13 protein-coding genes are annotated in these 15,272 nt (G+C 61.4%); 1 reads left to right on the top strand and 12 read right to left on the bottom strand.

Annotation, left to right across the window (positions count from 1 at the left end):
* Positions 1 to 82: 82 nt before the first annotated feature.
* From GYA95_RS24705 to GYA95_RS24680, 6 genes are all read right to left on the bottom strand, one after another.
* Positions 83 to 1,090 carry a sulfate ABC transporter substrate-binding protein gene (locus GYA95_RS24705; RefSeq protein ID WP_013974696.1) on the bottom strand — a complete coding sequence of 336 codons (1,008 nt, stop codon included), beginning with the start codon at positions 1,088 to 1,090 and terminating at the stop codon, positions 83 to 85.
* A gap of 49 nt (positions 1,091 to 1,139) precedes the next feature.
* Positions 1,140 to 1,322: a sulfur starvation response protein OscA gene (gene oscA / locus GYA95_RS24700; protein WP_003258557.1), complete on the bottom strand. Its 183-nt coding sequence runs from the start codon at positions 1,320 to 1,322 to the stop codon at positions 1,140 to 1,142.
* Between the two features lie 257 nt (positions 1,323 to 1,579).
* Positions 1,580 to 4,636: an efflux RND transporter permease subunit gene (locus GYA95_RS24695; protein WP_015272213.1), complete on the bottom strand. Its 3,057-nt coding sequence runs from the start codon at positions 4,634 to 4,636 to the stop codon at positions 1,580 to 1,582.
* Positions 4,633 to 5,700 carry an efflux RND transporter periplasmic adaptor subunit gene (locus GYA95_RS24690; RefSeq protein WP_013974699.1) on the bottom strand — a complete coding sequence of 356 codons (1,068 nt, stop codon included), beginning with the start codon at positions 5,698 to 5,700 and terminating at the stop codon, positions 4,633 to 4,635. Before GYA95_RS24690 ends, GYA95_RS24695 begins: the two co-directional genes overlap by 4 nt.
* Positions 5,697 to 6,785 (bottom strand): efflux RND transporter periplasmic adaptor subunit, encoded by a 1,089-nt coding sequence (locus tag GYA95_RS24685; protein ID WP_015272214.1) that lies wholly within the window; start codon positions 6,783 to 6,785, stop codon positions 5,697 to 5,699. Before GYA95_RS24685 ends, GYA95_RS24690 begins: the two co-directional genes overlap by 4 nt.
* 209 nt (positions 6,786 to 6,994) lie before the next feature.
* Positions 6,995 to 7,267 (bottom strand): DUF3077 domain-containing protein, encoded by a 273-nt coding sequence (locus GYA95_RS24680; protein ID WP_015272215.1) that lies wholly within the window; start codon positions 7,265 to 7,267, stop codon positions 6,995 to 6,997.
* A gap of 525 nt (positions 7,268 to 7,792) precedes the next feature.
* Between GYA95_RS24680 and GYA95_RS24675 the strand changes: the two genes are divergently transcribed.
* A complete protein-coding gene (locus GYA95_RS24675) occupies positions 7,793 to 8,248 on the top strand; it encodes an REP-associated tyrosine transposase (protein ID WP_015272216.1) in 456 nt (151 codons plus the stop codon).
* A 106-nt stretch (positions 8,249 to 8,354) separates the two neighbouring features.
* Here GYA95_RS24675 and GYA95_RS24670 read toward each other — a convergent pair whose 3' ends face one another.
* The 6 genes from GYA95_RS24670 to GYA95_RS24645 form a co-directional block, all read right to left on the bottom strand.
* On the bottom strand, positions 8,355 to 9,248 hold the full coding sequence (locus tag GYA95_RS24670) for an ABC transporter permease subunit (protein ID WP_003258560.1): 894 nt from the start codon (positions 9,246 to 9,248) through the stop codon (positions 8,355 to 8,357).
* Entirely contained in the window at positions 9,245 to 10,165 is a 921-nt protein-coding gene (locus tag GYA95_RS24665; protein WP_015272217.1) for an ABC transporter permease subunit, read from the bottom strand. Before GYA95_RS24665 ends, GYA95_RS24670 begins: the two co-directional genes overlap by 4 nt.
* Entirely contained in the window at positions 10,162 to 11,304 is a 1,143-nt protein-coding gene (gene potA, locus GYA95_RS24660; protein ID WP_013974704.1) for a polyamine ABC transporter ATP-binding protein, read from the bottom strand. The genes GYA95_RS24665 and potA overlap by 4 nt, the downstream gene beginning before the upstream one ends.
* A gap of 71 nt (positions 11,305 to 11,375) precedes the next feature.
* Complete coding sequence (locus tag GYA95_RS24655) at positions 11,376 to 12,470, bottom strand: polyamine ABC transporter substrate-binding protein (protein WP_015272218.1); 1,095 nt, start codon at positions 12,468 to 12,470, stop codon at positions 11,376 to 11,378.
* Positions 12,471 to 12,628: 158 nt separating this feature from the next.
* Positions 12,629 to 13,726 (bottom strand): polyamine ABC transporter substrate-binding protein, encoded by a 1,098-nt coding sequence (locus GYA95_RS24650; protein WP_039615410.1) that lies wholly within the window; start codon positions 13,724 to 13,726, stop codon positions 12,629 to 12,631.
* Positions 13,727 to 13,896: 170 nt separating this feature from the next.
* A complete protein-coding gene (locus GYA95_RS24645) occupies positions 13,897 to 15,258 on the bottom strand; it encodes an aspartate aminotransferase family protein (protein WP_015272220.1) in 1,362 nt (453 codons plus the stop codon).
* Positions 15,259 to 15,272: the final 14 nt, after the last annotated feature.

Below are 15,272 nucleotides of genomic sequence, written 5' to 3'. Positions count from 1 at the left end.
CTCCTACAGGGGTGCGCGTACCTCTGTAGGAGCGGCCTTGTGTCGCGATGGGCCGCATGGCGGCCCCGCTTTTCCTTGGCCCTTACTGTGCCTGATAGATCTGGTCGAACACACCGCCATCATTGAAGAATTTCGGTTGTGCAGTCTTCCAGCCACCAAAGTCCTTGTCGATGGTTACCAGGTCCAGTTTCGGGAACTGCTTGCCAAACTCGGCAGCGACCTTCTCGTCACGCGGGCGGTAGAAGTTCTCGGCTGCGATCTTCTGCCCGGCCGGGCTGTACAGGTGCTTGAGGTATTCGGTGGCAATCTCGGTATTGCCCTTCTTCTCGGCGTTCTTGTCCACCACCGCAACCGGCGGTTCGGCGAGGATCGACAACGACGGCACGACGATCTCGAACTTGTCGGCGCCACCGTCTTCCTTCAGCGCCAGGAAGGCTTCGTTTTCCCAGGCCAACAGCACATCGCCCTGGCCGTTATTGACGAAGGTGATGGTCGAGCCACGGGCGCCGGTATCCAGCACCGGGACGTGCTTGAACAGCTCCTGCACGTACTCCTTGGCCTTTTCTTCGCTACCGCCGGCCTTCAGGCCATAGGCCCAGGCCGCCAGGAAGTTCCAGCGGGCGCCGCCGGAGGTTTTCGGGTTGGGGGTGATGACCGACACATCCTTCTTGATCAGGTCGCCCCAGTCCTTGATGCCTTTAGGGTTGCCCTTGCGCACCAGGAACACGATGGTCGAGGTGTACGGGGTGCTGGCATCCGGCAGGCGGGTCTGCCAGTTGTCTGGCAGGGTCTTGCCGAGCTTGGCGACTTCATCGATGTCGCCGGCCAGGGCCAGGGTCACCACGTCGGCACGCAGGCCATCGATCACCGCACGGGCCTGCTTGCCCGAACCGCCGTGGGATTGCTGGATCTTCACCTTGTCGCCCGGGTGGGCCTGCTGCCAGTGCTTGATGAACTCGGCGTTGTACTGCTGGTACAGCTCGCGGGTCGGGTCGTAGGACACGTTCAGCAGTTCGTAGTCCTTGGCGATGGCGGAACCGGCAAAAACAGCACTGGCCAGGGCGGCAAGCGCATAACGGCGGATGGACATGGTGAAGCTCCCGATTGGCATTTTTCTAGTTTTTGAATGTGTGGTGCGATCAGCCGGTCTTGTTGCCGGGCTGCTGCAGGCGGAACTTCTCCTTGCGCTCGATCTGTACGACCTGAGCGTTGTGCACGGTGATCTCCACCGCACCGAATCGCAGGTCGCGCAGAGCGCTCTGGATTTCCCGCAGAATGGTGGCTTCGTCCTGACCGTCGATGCTACGCAGAGATGCACTCATGCTCGTTCTCCTTGGAGTGAGGGTGCCGGGCTGAGGTTTGAAGGGGATTTGCGCCTGGCTTGAGGGCAATAGTAGTGAGGCGGGATTATTCTTAAAAATACTGTTTGAGAATGTTTATATAACCATTTTTCAAGCGCCGCATTTCCCTTGTAGGAGCAGCCTCGTGCTGCGAAGAGGCCGGCAATCCCATCAGCATTTGATGATGAATTTACCGGCCTCTTCGCAGCACGAGGCTGCTCCTACAAGGGGATACGTGGTCAGGAGGGTTTCTTCTGTGGCTCGCGGATCTTGTACCAGGCCACATACAAGGCCGGCAGGAACAGCAGCGTCAGCAGGGTCGCCACGATGATCCCGCCAATCATGGCGTAGGCCATCGGCCCCCAGAACACTTCGCGGGCAATCGGGATCATGCCCAGGCTCGCCGCCGCCGCGGTCAGCAGAATCGGCCGGCGCCGGTGGTTGGTTGCCTCCACCACCGCATCCCACGGCGACAAGCCCTGGGCTTCGAACTCGTCGATCTGGGTCACCAGGATCACCGAGTTACGAATGATGATGCCCGCCAGCGCGAGAATGCCGAGAATCGCCACGAAGCCCATGGGCGTACCTGTGGGCACCAGCGCAATGATCACGCCAATCAACCCCAGCGGCGCCACGCTGACCACCAGGAACAGCTTCTGCACGCTGTGCAGCTGGATCATCAGGAACGTCGCCATCAGGAACAGCATCAGCGGGATGACCTTGCGGATCGGCCCCTGCGCCTTGGCGCTCTCCTCCACCGTGCCGCCGGTGGCCACTTCGAAGCCCACCGGCAACTTGCTGGCGAACTCGTCGATCTTCGGCTTCAGCTGGGCCACCAGGTCGGTGGGCTGGATGTCACCGTTGACCGATGCCTTGATGGTGATGGTCGGCTTGCGGTCACGACGCCACACAAGCGGCTGCTCCAGCTCGTAGCGCACAGTAGCGAACGCAAGCAGCGGGATCGAAGTGCCGTTGGGTGTCAGGATCTGCAGGTTCTGCAAGGTATCCGGCGAGCCACGCTCGCTGTCCTCGGCACGGGCGACCACGTCGACCAGGTAGATGTTGTCGTTGACCTGGGTGATCTGCACGCCGCTGACGATGCTGTTCATCACATTGGCCACGTCCTCCGACGACAGGCCCAGCTGGCGCGCCTTGTCCTGGGCGATTTCCACGCGCAGCACCTTACCCGGCTCGTTCCAGTCGTAGATCATCTCGCCGATGTGCTCGTTCTGGTCGAGCAAGGTGGCCAGCTCGATGGCGTGCTTGCGAACCTCGTCGATATTGGCACCGCTTACCCGATACTGGATCGGTCGGCCCACCGGTGGGCCCATTTCCAGCGATTGCACGTTGGTGCCGACGCCAACGAATTCTTCATGCAGGATCTTCTGCAGGCGCTCCATCATGGCCTGGCGTTCTTCGAAGCCCTTGCTGACGATCACCAGCTGCGCGTAGTACGGGTTCTGCAACTGCTGGTCGAGGGGCAGGTAGAAGCGGATCGCGCCCTGGCCGATATAGGTAGTCCAGTGCACCAGGTCCGGGTCGTCCTTGATCCGCGCCTCGAAACGGTCGACCACCTTGCGCGTCTCCTCGATCGAGGCGTTCTGCGGCAGGTTGAGGTCGACGAGGATTTCCGGGCGGTCAGAGGACGGGAAGAACTGGTTCTGCACGAAGCGTTCGCAGAAGATCGCCAGGGCGAACAGCACCACGGTGCCGATGATGGTCAGCCAGCGGTTGCGCATGCACCACAACAAACCATGCTCGAAGGCCCGGCCGACGCGCCCGGGCTCGGCTTCATGGTGCTTGAGCTTGGCACTGCTGAGGATGTGCACGCCTAACACCGGGGCGAAGAATACCGCCACCACCCACGACACCATCAGTGCCACGGCAATTACCGCAAACAGCGTGTAGGTGTATTCACCCGCCGAACTGGCGTTGAGGCCGATCGGCACGAAACCGGCCACAGTCACCAGGGTGCCGGTGAGCATGGGGAAGGCTGTGGAGGTATAGGCAAAAGTCGCCGCCTGCTCCTTGCTTTCGCCCATTTCCAGCCGTGTGACCATCACTTCCACAGTGATCATCGCATCATCCACCAGCAGCCCCAGGGCGATGATCAGCGCCCCCAGCGAAATCCGCTGCATGGTGATACCGCTGTACTCCATGAACACGAACACCATGGCCAGCACCAGCGGGATCGAGCAGGCCACCACCAGCCCGGCACGCACGCCGAGGCTGACGAAGCTCACCGCCAGCACGATCACCACCGCCTCGAACAGCGCACTGGTAAAGCCGCCGACCGCTTGCTTGACCACCACGGCCTGGTCGGAAACAGTGTGCACCCCGACGCCCACCGGCAGGTCTTCGACCACCTGGTCCATGCGCTTTTTCAGCGCCGCGCCGAACACCTGGATATTGCCGCCGGCCTTCATGCCGATGGCCAGGCCCAGCGCCGTCTGGCCGTTGTAGCGGAACATCGGCGAAGGAGGGTCGACGTAGCCGCGCTCGATATCGGCGATGTCTGCCAGGCGGAAGAAGCGGTCGTTGATCTTCAGGTTGACGGTTTCCAGGTCCTTTTCCGAGGTGAACTGCCCGGAGGTACGCACCGAGATACGTTCAGGCCCTGCCTCGATCACACCGGCAGGGGTCACGGCGTTTTGCGATTGCAGGGCCTGCATGACCTGGCGCTGGTCGATGCCCAAGGCTGCCAGCTTGCGGGTGGAGAAGTTCAGGTACAGCACTTCGTCCTGGGTGCCGATCAGCTCGATCTTGCCGATGTTGGGCACATCGCGCACTTCGGCCCGCGCCTGCTCCACGTAGTCGCGCAGCTGGCGCAGGGTCAGGCCGTCGGCAGTGAAGGCATAGATAGAACCGAACACATCGCCGAATTCATCGTTGAACCCGGGCCCCTGGATGCCTGCAGGGAATTCACCGCGAATGTCCTGGATCTTCTTGCGCACCTGGTACCAGATTTCCGGGATGTCCTTGGCCTTGGTGGTGTCGCGCAGGTACACGTAGACCGTGGATTCGCCGGGGCGGGTGTAGCTTTTGGTGTAGTCGAGGGAGTCGAGTTCCTCGAGCTTCTTCTCGATACGGTCGGTGACCTGGTACAGGGTTTCGTCCTGGGTAGCGCCGGGCCAGCGGGTCTGGATGACCATGGTCTTGATGGTGAACGACGGGTCTTCCTCACGGCCCAGGTTGAAGTAGGAGAAAATCCCCATCAACAGGGCAACGAACATCAGGTACCAGACGAACGATTGATGCTTGAGCGCCCAGTCGGACAGGTTGAAGCTTCCTTTCATTGCGCATCCTCGTCGAAGGTGACCTTCTGGCCAGGCTTGAGGCTATTCACGCCCGCAGTCACCACCCGCTCGCCGGGCTGTACGCCCGAGGTCAGGACGATGCTGTCGGCGGTTCGACCGATCAGGGCCACATCACGAGTGGCCACGGTCTTCTGTTGCGTATCGATCACCCATACCTGGGTCTTGCCGTCGCGCTCGAGCAAGGCACTCAAGGGCAGTTCACTGCGCGGCGACACCTCCGAACTCAGGGTCACGCTGATGGCGGTGCCCAGGTGGAAGGCCGCCGGGGTGCTGGCCAGGGTCAGGCGCGCGCGGCGGGTGCGAGTGGTGGCGTCGGCCTGGGGTTCCAGTTCCCGCAGGCTGGCGGTGGTGTTGATGGTCGGGTCCAGCTGCGAAGCAACGGTGAACGTCAGGCCTTTGCTCAACTGCTCGGCCAGGCCGATCGGCAGGTCGATCACCGCTTCCTTCACATCCGGCCTGGCCAGGGTTACCACGGCCTGGCCGGCGGTGACGGTTTGCCCGGCTTCGGCCTGCCAGGCAGTGATTACCGCGGCGTGGTCGGTGCGCAGGGTACTGTAATCGAGCTGGTCACGCGCCTGGCTGAGCGCAGAGCGCGCTTGCTCCAACGCCGCACTGGTGGTTTTCAGATTGGTCTGAGCGATATCCAGCTGGGCCTGGGCGCCTACGCCACGGTCGTACAGCTGTTGTTGGCGGCGGGCATCGGCCTGGGCGTTGATCCACTGCGCCTGCACCTTGGCCAGGTCGCCCTCGGCGGCGCGCAACTGGTTCTGCTGGTCGGTCGGGTCGAGGGTGGCCAGGGTGTCGCCCGGTTTCACCTGGGCGCCCACATCCAGCCAGCGCCGGGCAATACGCCCGGAAACCCGGAAGCCCAAGGTGCTTTCGAAACGGGCTTGGATACTGCCGGCGAAGCGGCCCAGCTGCGACTGCACCTGGGGTTCGACCTTGACCGACAGCACCGGCCGAATCGGCTCCGGCACTTCATCCTCGCTACTGCAGCCGGCCAACAGCACGCCGGCCGACAGCATCAGCAGCAGGCGCTTCATAGCTCACCCCCTTTGGCCTTGGCATCGACCTTCAGTACCTGCATGCCGGGGTGCAGCAACTGCCCGCCATTTACCACCACGGTCTCGCCGCCTTTCAGGCCACTGGCGACCACGATCCTGCCGGTGAGGTAACGGCTGACCTCGACCTTGCGCAGCTCTACCTTGTCACCCTCGCCCACTACCCAGACGGCGGGCTCATGCAGGGCCTTGGTCAGTGCCGACCATGGCAGCTCGATACTTGGTCGGCCCTGGGCATTGGTGGTGGCCGTCACCGGTGCACCCAGTTGCATCCCTGGCGGCACATCCCTCAGCCCGACCTTGACCTGTACCGTGCCGCTTTGCGCGGACACCGTAGGGGTGATTTCGCGCACGAAGCCACGGGCCTGAACCTTGGGGTCGTCCAGCAGGCTGACGATCACTCCAGCGTCGCTGGGCGGGGCCACCAGCAGCGATTCGTAGACATTGAACACGGCATCACGGTCGCCATCGGTGGCCAGGCTGAAGATTGGCATGGTCGCTTGAACCACCTGGCCGACCTCGGCCTGGCGCTCGGTGATGACCCCATCGGCCTCGGAGACCAGCGCGGTATAGCTCAGTTGTTCGTTGGCATTGGCCAATTGCGCTTGCGCGGCCTTGAGCGCGCTCTGGTTGCTGCGCAGCGCGGCTTCGGCGGAATCGTATTCGCTCTGGCTGGTGTAGCCCTTGGGCAACAGCTTTTGCTGGCGCACGAACGCGGCACTGGTCTGGGTGACCCGCGCCTGCGCGGCGAACACCTCGGCCTTGGCCGAGTCGACATTGTTCTGCAGGTCTTTCGGGTCCAGCCGCGCCAACACCTGGTTGGCCTTTACGTGGTCGCCGACATCGACACTGCGCGAAATGATCTTGCCGCCCACCCGGAACGACAGGTCGGTCTGCACCCGCGCCTGCACATCGCCAGTCAGGGTGACCCTGGCAGCGAAATCGGTGGGTGATACCTGTTGCACGCCTACGCGTGGCAGTGTTTCGGTGGTTTCTTCCTTACTACAGCCCGACAGCAGGGACACAAGCCCCAGGCAGACGACCAACAGCGGACGTATCAACGTCATGCAGGCTCCTTGCTTGCGCGCAAATGATTCGTGGAATGCGACTGTCAGCGTAGTTCAGGGTTCGATAAACGGCACTAACCGCGATCAAGCTGGCATTTTCGGCGCCTGCGCGGGCCTCTTCGCGGGCACGCCCGCTCCCACAGGATGGTCGCCAGCCTCAAGCGTGCGCTGTACCTGTGGGAGCGGGCGTGCCCGCGAAAGGGTGAAGGTCAGAGCTGAACTGAAGCCTTGTTCAGTCCCAGTTCGATGTCATCGATCAGTGCTTTTGCAAAGCCACTGAGAATTCTCGCGGCACTACCGGCCAGCCGGTCATTTTCCATCTCGGCTTCGGTCGTCAGGTGATTGATGCAACCGAGCATTACGGAGAGTTCGGAGAAGGCATGGTTGAAGGGGATGTTGGCCTGGACGCGAAACAGGTCCATGCAGGTTTCGCGGCCGACGGTGCTGCTGTTTTTTGGGTGATTTGGAACGTGCGTTGTCATGGTCGGAATCCAATGTCGTTTATGGAACCGCCAGCTCATCTTTCTCACGGATAAGGGGTGGCAGCCGTACGCGGGGTGAGAAAACCGAGGACATTGAACCCGGCCAGGCCTAGGCCTGCCCACGCAAGGCCGCCATGACAGGAAGCCTGTTCAACATCGAGCGGGTTTCTCACACCCGGTCACCTTGGTTGGCGACTCGACGACGTTATCCCTGGGGCATTTCCCCTACAACAGAGCAGCTTCCACACGGCTCGTAGGATAATTCCCAAGCCGATCCAACTGAAGCCTTTGGTTTGAGTTGATGAAAAGTCGTACGCCTTGAGGGCCCCTTCGCGGGCATGCCCGCTCCCACAGGAATGTCGCCAGCCCCAAGCCAGTGCTGTACCTGTGGGAGCGGGCGCGCCCGCGAAGAGGCCGGCACAGCAATGCATGAGCTTCTGCCATATTCAGAAACCATCAGCCACCCGGTCCCCCCGCTTCAGCCACTACCTTTCAAAAGGAGGTTCAATTTCAAGGAAGATCACAATGCCATTAGCCGAATCCCACCGACTGCGTCGTGGGCGCTACTCCGAGCCAGGCAGGCTCTACCTGCTGACCACCATCACGCACCAACGAAAACCACTGTTCCATGACTTCGACAATGCTCGCCTGGTGGTCAAACATCTGCGGGTTTCAAATGACATTCAGGATTGCCATTCCCTGGCCTCGGTAGTGATGCCGGACCACCTGCACTGGCTGGTCGAGCTGAAGGAAGTGGCATTGGGAACGTTGATGCGCAAGTTCAAATCACGCACAGCCATTGCGTTACGCAAGGCAGGTGTCAGGCACAAACCGATCTGGCAACCCGGTTACCATGACCATGCGCTGCGGCGGGAAGAGTGTGTGGTGCATGTAGCCCGGTACATTGTTGCCAATCCTCTGAGAGCAGGATTGGTCAGGAGTGTCAGGGACTATCCACACTGGGATGCGGTATGGCTTTGAGTCGGCGTTGGGGCCTTCGCGGGCTTGCCCGCTCCCACAAGGACATCACAGCCTTCAGGCTTGTGGTGATCCCTGTGGGAGCGGGCGAGCCCGCGAAAGGGCCAGATCAGGCCGACGCCGCAACCTGCGCCGGGCGCTTCACCTGTGGCTGCGAAGCATTCGCCGCAGCGCCCTCTTCGATCGCCTGCTGTATCGCCTTGCGCCGGCGCTCTTCCGCTTGGCGGCTGAAGTACCAGACGAAGAAGGTCACCAGCGACACCGACAGCAGGATCAGGCTGGCCACGGCGTTGATCTCCGGCTTCACGCCCAGGCGCACCGCCGAGAACACTTCCATCGGCAAGGTGGTCGAACCAGGGCCGGAGACGAAACTCGCCAGTACCAGGTCATCCAGCGACAGGGCGAACGACATCATGCCGCCCGCCGCCAGCGATGGTGCAATCATCGGGATGGTGATCAGGAAGAACACCTTCCACGGCTTGGCACCCAGGTCCATCGCCGCTTCCTCGATCGACAGGTCCAGCTCCCGCAGGCGTGCCGACACCACCACCGCCACATACGCGGCACAGAACGTGGTATGGGCGATCCAGATGGTGACGATGCCACGCTCCTGCGGCCAGCCGATCATCTGCGCCATGGCCACGAACAGCAGCAACAGCGACAGGCCGGTGATCACCTCAGGCATTACCAGCGGCGCAGTGACCAGGCCACCGAACAGCGTGCGGCCCTTGAAGCGGGTAACCCGGGTCAGCACGAACGCCGCCAAGGTACCCAGCGCCACCGCCGCCACCGCCGTGTAGCAGGCGATTTCCAGCGAACGCATCACCGACCCCATCAACTGGGTGTTGTCGAGCAGGCCGACGTACCACTTCACCGACCAGCCACCCCACACCGTCACCAGCTTGGAGGCGTTGAACGAGTAGATCACCAGGATCAGCATCGGCAGGTAGATGAACAGCAAGCCGAGCACCAGCATCAGCTTGGAGAAACTGAAGCGCTTCATGCCCTGCCCTCCATTTCTTTGGCCTGGCTGCGGTTGAACAGCAGGATCGGCACGATCAGGATCGCCAGCATGACCACCGCCAGCGCAGAGGCCACCGGCCAGTCACGGTTGTTGAAGAACTCTTGCCACAGCACCTTGCCGATCATCAGGGTTTCCGGGCCGCCAAGCAGTTCAGGAATCACGAACTCGCCCACCACCGGGATGAACACCAGCATGCAGCCGGCGATGATGCCGTTCTTCGACAGTGGTACGGTGATCTTCCAGAAGCTGTTGAAGGTGCTCGAACCCAGGTCCGAAGCGGCCTCGAGCAGGCTCGGGTCGTGCTTCACCAGGTTGGCGAACAGCGGCAGGATCATGAACGGCAGGTACGAATAGACCACGCCGATGTACACCGCCAGGTTGGTGTTGAGGATTTGCAGCGGCTGGTCGATCAACCCGGTCCACAGCAGGAAGCCGTTGAGCAGGCCGTTGTTGCTGAGAATGCCCATCCAGGCATAGACGCGGATCAGGATCGCGGTCCAGGTCGGCATCATGATCAGCAACAGCAGGACCGTCTGGGTTTCCTTCTTGGCGTTGGCAATGGCATAGGCCATCGGGTAGCCGATCAACAGGCACAGCAGGGTGCTGAAGAAGGCCATCTTCAGCGAGCCCAGGTAGGCCGAGATATACAGCTCATCCTCGGTCAACAGGCCATAGTTGGCCAGGTTGAGCACCAGCTGGACCTTGTCTTCGACGTAGCTGTAGATCTCGGTATACGGCGGGATCGCCACGTCGGCTTCGGCGAAGCTGATCTTCAGCACGATGAAGAACGGCAGCATGAAGAACAGGAACAGCCAGATGAACGGCACGCCGATCACCAGGTGCCGCCCCTCCGGGGTAATACGCTGGAAGGCTCGCTTGAGCTTGCGCAGTTTCATGACCGCAGTACCACGCCGCTGTCGTCTTCCCACCACACGTACACTTCATCGCCCCAGGTCGGGCGGGTGCCCTGGCGCTCGGCGTTGGCGACGAACGACTGGACGACCTTGCCGCTCGGCAACTCGACGTAGAACACCGAGTGGCCACCCAGGTAGGCAATGTCGTGAACCTTGCCGCGCGACCAGTTGTGCTCGCAGGTCGGTTGCTGGGTGGTGACCAGCATCTTTTCCGGGCGCAGGGCGTAGGTGATGTGCTTGTCTTCCACCGACGTGGTGATGCCGTGGCCGACATAGATCTTGCGCTCCAGCTCCGGGCTGGCAATGATCGCGTGGCCTTCGGCGTCGTCGACCACTTCACCTTCGAACAGGTTGACGTTGCCGATGAATTCGCACACCAGGCGGCTGGTAGGCGTCTCGTAGATGTCCACCGGCGAGCCGATCTGGGCGATCCAGCCCAGGTGCATGATGGCGATGCGCTGGGCCATGGTCATGGCCTCTTCCTGGTCGTGGGTCACCATCACGCAGGTCACGCCAACGCGCTCGATGATCTCCACCAGTTCCAGCTGCATCTGCGAACGCAGTTTCTTGTCCAGTGCACCCATCGGCTCGTCGAGCAGCAGCAGCTTGGGGCGCTTGGCCAGCGAGCGGGCCAGTGCCACGCGCTGGCGCTGGCCACCGGACAGCTGGTGCGGCTTGCGCTTGGCGTACTGGGTCATGTGCACCAGCTTGAGCATCTCGGCCACGCGGGCGTCGATCTCGGCCTTGGGCATCTTGTCCTGCTGCAGACCGAAGGCGATGTTCTGCGCCACGGTCATGTGCGGGAACAGCGCGTAGGACTGGAACATCATATTGATCGGCCGCTCGTAGGGCGGCATGTCGGTGATGTCGACGCCATCGAGGAAGATCCGCCCTTCGGTCGGGCGTTCGAAGCCGGCCAGCATGCGCAGCAAGGTGGACTTGCCGGAACCGGAGCCCCCCAGCAGGGCGAAGATCTCGCCCTTGCGGATTTCCAGGGACACATCGTCCACGGCTACCGTTTCGTCGAACTTTTTCGTGACCCGGTCGATCTTGACCAGCACCTGCTTGGGTTGCTGGCCACCCTCGAGGGCTTTTTTATAGGCACCGGAGGCAACTGCCATGAGTGAAACTCCCAACAAGATTTTTGTGCCCGCGAGCCCTGTGCTACAGGTGCCGCCACGGGCCTGGATTTTTACTTGCCCGACTTGACCTTGGTCCAGCTACGGGTCATCAGCCGTTGCACCTTGGGTGGCAACTCTGAATTCACGAACATCTTGTTCAGCACTTCCTGCGGTGGGTAAACCGCGGCGTCAGTCCTCACGGCCTGGTCCATCAGGTCGCCAGCCTTGGGGTTCGGGTTGGCGTAACCGACGTAATCACTGACCTGGGCGATAACCTCAGGCTTCAGCAAATAGTTGATGAAGGCATGCGCCTCTTTGACGTTCTTGGCGTCCTTGGGAATCGCCAGCACGTCGAACCAGAGGTTGCCGCCTTCCTTGGGAATGGCGTAGGCCAGGTTCACGCCCTTCTTCGCTTCTTCGGCGCGGGTCTTGGCCTGGAACACATCACCTGAGAAACCTGCCGCGACGCAGATGTCGCCGTTGGCCAGGTCGGTGATGTACTTGGACGAGTGGAAGTAGGTCACGTACGGGCGTACCGCCAGCAGTTTCTTCTCGGCGGCCTGGTAGTCCTTGGCATTGGTGCTGTTAGGGTCCAGCCCCATGTAGTTGAGCACCGCCGGCAGCATTTCGTCCGCCGAGTCGAGGAAGGCCACGCCGCACTTGGCGAGCTTCTTCATGTTCTCGGGCTCGAACAGCACTGCCCAGGAGTCGATGGTGTCCACGCCCAGCGCGGCCTTCACCTTGTCGACGTTGTAACCGATGCCGTTGGTGCCCCACAGGTAAGGCACGGCGTACTGGTTGCCCGGGTCGTTCCTTTCCAGGCGCTTCATCAGCGCCGGGTCCAGGTTGGAATAATTGGGCAGCAGGTTCTTGTCGAGCTTCTGGAATGCGCCCGCCTTGATCTGCTTGCCGAGGAAATGGTTGGACGGCACTACCACGTCATAGCCGGTATTGCCGGCCAGCAGCTTGCCTTCCAGGGTTTCGTTGGAATCGAACACATCTTGCACGGGCTTGATGCCTGTGGCTTTCTCGAAGTCCGCGAGTGTGGTCGGGCCGATGTAGTCGGACCAGTTGTAGAAGTGCACCGTAGGCGCCGCTTGGACGCTGCATGCCAGCGTCAGGCCCGCTCCAGCCATCAAGGCCTTGCGGAATACAGAAATGGACAAGTGGGTGGTCCTCACAATCAGTGCCTGGGTAGCGACAATGCTGCCGCACACGCAAAACCGGCGCGCAACTTACCTTCGCAGCTTCGATGCCGCAATCATCAATTGCCTTTCACTGGCTCTGGGCCGGGACTCCCCGACCCAGAGGTACCGCATCGGGCTTATTTGCCCGACTTGATCTTGGTCCAGCTGCGGGTGATCACACGCTGGGCAGAAGCTTCAGGCGCAGCGATCGCGTACAGCTGCTTCTTCACTTCAGCTGGTGGATAGATGCTCGGATCGCTGGTGATTTCCTTGTCCACGAACTGGGTGGCGGCAGCGTTGCCGTTCGGGAAGCGCACGGCGTTGGTGATCTCGGCCATGATTTCCGGCTGCATCAGGAAGTTCATGAACTGGTAGGCAGCGTCTTTATGCTCGGCATCCTTGGGGATGGCGACCATGTCGTAGAAGGTACCGGCACCTTCCTTCGGAATGACGTAGTCCACCTTGACCTTGTCGCCAGCTTCGTGGGCACGGGCCTTGGACTGCTCCAGGTCACCCGAGTAACCGACAGCTACGCAGATGTTGCCGTTGGCCATGTCGCCGATGTACTTGGACGAGTGGAAGTAGGTGATCGAAGGACGGATCTTGAGGAACAGGTCCTCGGCGGCCTTCAGGTCTTCCTTCTTGGTACTGTCGGTCGGCAGGCCCAGGTAGTGCAGAGCAGCCGGGAGCATTTCGGTCGGGGCATCGAGGAAGCTCACGCCGCAGCTCTTGAGCTTGGCGATGTTCTCAGGCTTGAACACCACGTCCCACGAGTCGATCTTGTCCACGCCCAGCGCGGCCTTGACCTTCTCCGGGTTGTAGCCGATACCGATCGAGCCCCACATGTACGGGAAGGCGTGCTTGTTGTCCTTGTCGCTGGCATCGCCAACGGCCTTGAGCAGGTCAGGGTCGAGGTTTTTCCAGTTCGGCAACTTGGAGCGGTCCAGTTCCTCATACACGCCAGCCTTGATCTGCTTGGCCAGGAAGTTGTTGGACGGCACTACGATGTCGTAGCCGGACTTGCCGGCCAGCAGTTTGGCCTCGAGGGTTTCGTTGCTGTCGAATACGTCGTACTTGACCTTGATGCCCGACTGTTTCTCGAACTTGGCGATGGTGTCCGGAGCGATGTAGTCCGACCAGTTGTAGACGTTCAACACCTTGTCTTCAGCCTGAACAGCGGTAGCCATGGCACCCATCAGGGCGGTGGCCAGCAACGTCTTGCCCAATTTATTCATGCGTAATGCTCCAGAATTTTTTATTTAGCCATCTGTTCAGCAGCCAGGACCTACGGTGCAGAGCGCGCGGCGACTGAAACAGTCGCTAGTCTGGCAAGTTACAAGGCTCTGTATCAAGGAAAGCAGGGCCTTGTAACGACTTAATGTCACATCGCTAGCCTAGCAAACTGTCAACGAATCGCTTCGAGCGTCAGGTCCAGGCATTTGCGTGCCTTTTCCACCAGTTCGTCGATCTCTGCATGGCTGATCACCAGCGGCGGCGCAATGATCATGGTGTCACCCACCGCACGCATGATCAGGCCGTTTTCGAAGCAGAAGGTGCGGCAGATCATGCCCACGCCCTTGCCTTCGTAACGGCTGCGGGTGGCCTTGTCCTTGACCAGCTCGATCGCGCCGAGCAGGCCCAGGCCGCGTACCTCGCCCACCAGAGGGTGGTCCTGCAGCTCACGCAAACGCTTTTGCAAATAAGGTGCCGCTTCGGTGCGCGCCTTCTCGACGATTTTCTCGTCGCGCAGGATGCGCAGGTTTTCCAGGCCCACCGCCGCCGCTACCGGGTGGCCGGAGTAGGTGAAGCCGTGGTTGAAGTCGCCGCCTTCGCTGAGTACCTGGGCCACGGTGTCACGCACGATCACACCGCCCATGGGGATGTAACCGGAAGTCAGGCCCTTGGCGATGGTCATCAGGTCGGGCTTGAGGTCGTAGTAGTCGGAGCCGAACCACTCGCCGGTGCGGCCGAAACCGCAGATCACTTCGTCGGCAACGAACAGGATTTCGTACTTGGCGAGGATCTCCTTGACCTTCGGCCAGTAGGTTTCCGGCGGGATGATCACGCCGCCGGCACCCTGGATCGGCTCGGCGATGAAGGCGGCGACGTTGTCTTCGCCGACTTCGAGGATTTTCTGCTCCAGCTGCTCGGCCGCCCACACCCCGAACTCATCCGGGGTCATGTCGCCGCCTTCGCCGAACCAGTAAGGCTGTGGGATATGCACGATGCCAGGAATCGGCAGGCCGCCCTGCTCGTGCATGCCGCTCATGCCACCCAGGCTGGCACCAGCCACGGTGGAGCCGTGGTAGCCGTTGATGCGGCCGATGATGGTCTGCTTCTGTGGCTTGCCTTTCAGCGCCCAGTAATGGCGGACCATGCGCAGCACGGTGTCGTTGCCTTCGGAGCCGGAGCCGGTGAAGAACACATGGGTCATGCCTTGCGGCGCCACGTCGGAGATCGCCTTGGCCAGTTCCAGCGCAGGCGGGTGGGCAGTCTGGAAGAACAGGTTGTAGTACGGCAGCTCGCGCATCTGCTTTTCTGCCGCCTGCACCAGTTCTTCACGGCCATAGCCCACAGCCACGCACCACAGGCCAGCCATGCCGTCGAGGATCTTGTGCCCCTCGCTATCCCACAAATGCACACCCTGGGCCTTGGTGATGATGCGCGGCCCCTTCTCCTTCAGCTGCTTGTAGTCGCTGAAGGGCGCGAGGTGATGCTCCCCGCTCAGGGTTTGCCATTCACGGGTTTGCGGGTTGTTGACGCTCATGTGCTTCTCCGTTG

The sequence above is a fragment of the Pseudomonas asiatica genome (assembly GCF_009932335.1).
GTDB lineage: Bacteria > Pseudomonadota > Gammaproteobacteria > Pseudomonadales > Pseudomonadaceae > Aquipseudomonas > Aquipseudomonas asiatica.
Note: the sequence above shows the minus strand (reverse complement) of the source record. Positions and strands in the feature narration are given on the sequence as shown.

Coding starts and splice junctions, on each gene's coding strand:
- potA (WP_013974704.1), bottom strand. CDS start 11,304: ATGGCAGTTGCCTCCGGTGCCTATAAAAAAGCCCTCGAGGGTGGCCAG.
- GYA95_RS24705 (WP_013974696.1), bottom strand. CDS start 1,090: ATGTCCATCCGCCGTTATGCGCTTGCCGCCCTGGCCAGTGCTGTTTTT.
- GYA95_RS24680 (WP_015272215.1), bottom strand. CDS start 7,267: ATGACAACGCACGTTCCAAATCACCCAAAAAACAGCAGCACCGTCGGC.
- GYA95_RS24685 (WP_015272214.1), bottom strand. CDS start 6,785: ATGACGTTGATACGTCCGCTGTTGGTCGTCTGCCTGGGGCTTGTGTCC.
- GYA95_RS24645 (WP_015272220.1), bottom strand. CDS start 15,258: ATGAGCGTCAACAACCCGCAAACCCGTGAATGGCAAACCCTGAGCGGG.
- GYA95_RS24665 (WP_015272217.1), bottom strand. CDS start 10,165: ATGAAACTGCGCAAGCTCAAGCGAGCCTTCCAGCGTATTACCCCGGAG.
- GYA95_RS24695 (WP_015272213.1), bottom strand. CDS start 4,636: ATGAAAGGAAGCTTCAACCTGTCCGACTGGGCGCTCAAGCATCAATCG.
- GYA95_RS24675 (WP_015272216.1), top strand. CDS start 7,793: ATGCCATTAGCCGAATCCCACCGACTGCGTCGTGGGCGCTACTCCGAG.
- GYA95_RS24650 (WP_039615410.1), bottom strand. CDS start 13,726: ATGAATAAATTGGGCAAGACGTTGCTGGCCACCGCCCTGATGGGTGCC.
- oscA (WP_003258557.1), bottom strand. CDS start 1,322: ATGAGTGCATCTCTGCGTAGCATCGACGGTCAGGACGAAGCCACCATT.
- GYA95_RS24690 (WP_013974699.1), bottom strand. CDS start 5,700: ATGAAGCGCCTGCTGCTGATGCTGTCGGCCGGCGTGCTGTTGGCCGGC.
- GYA95_RS24670 (WP_003258560.1), bottom strand. CDS start 9,248: ATGAAGCGCTTCAGTTTCTCCAAGCTGATGCTGGTGCTCGGCTTGCTG.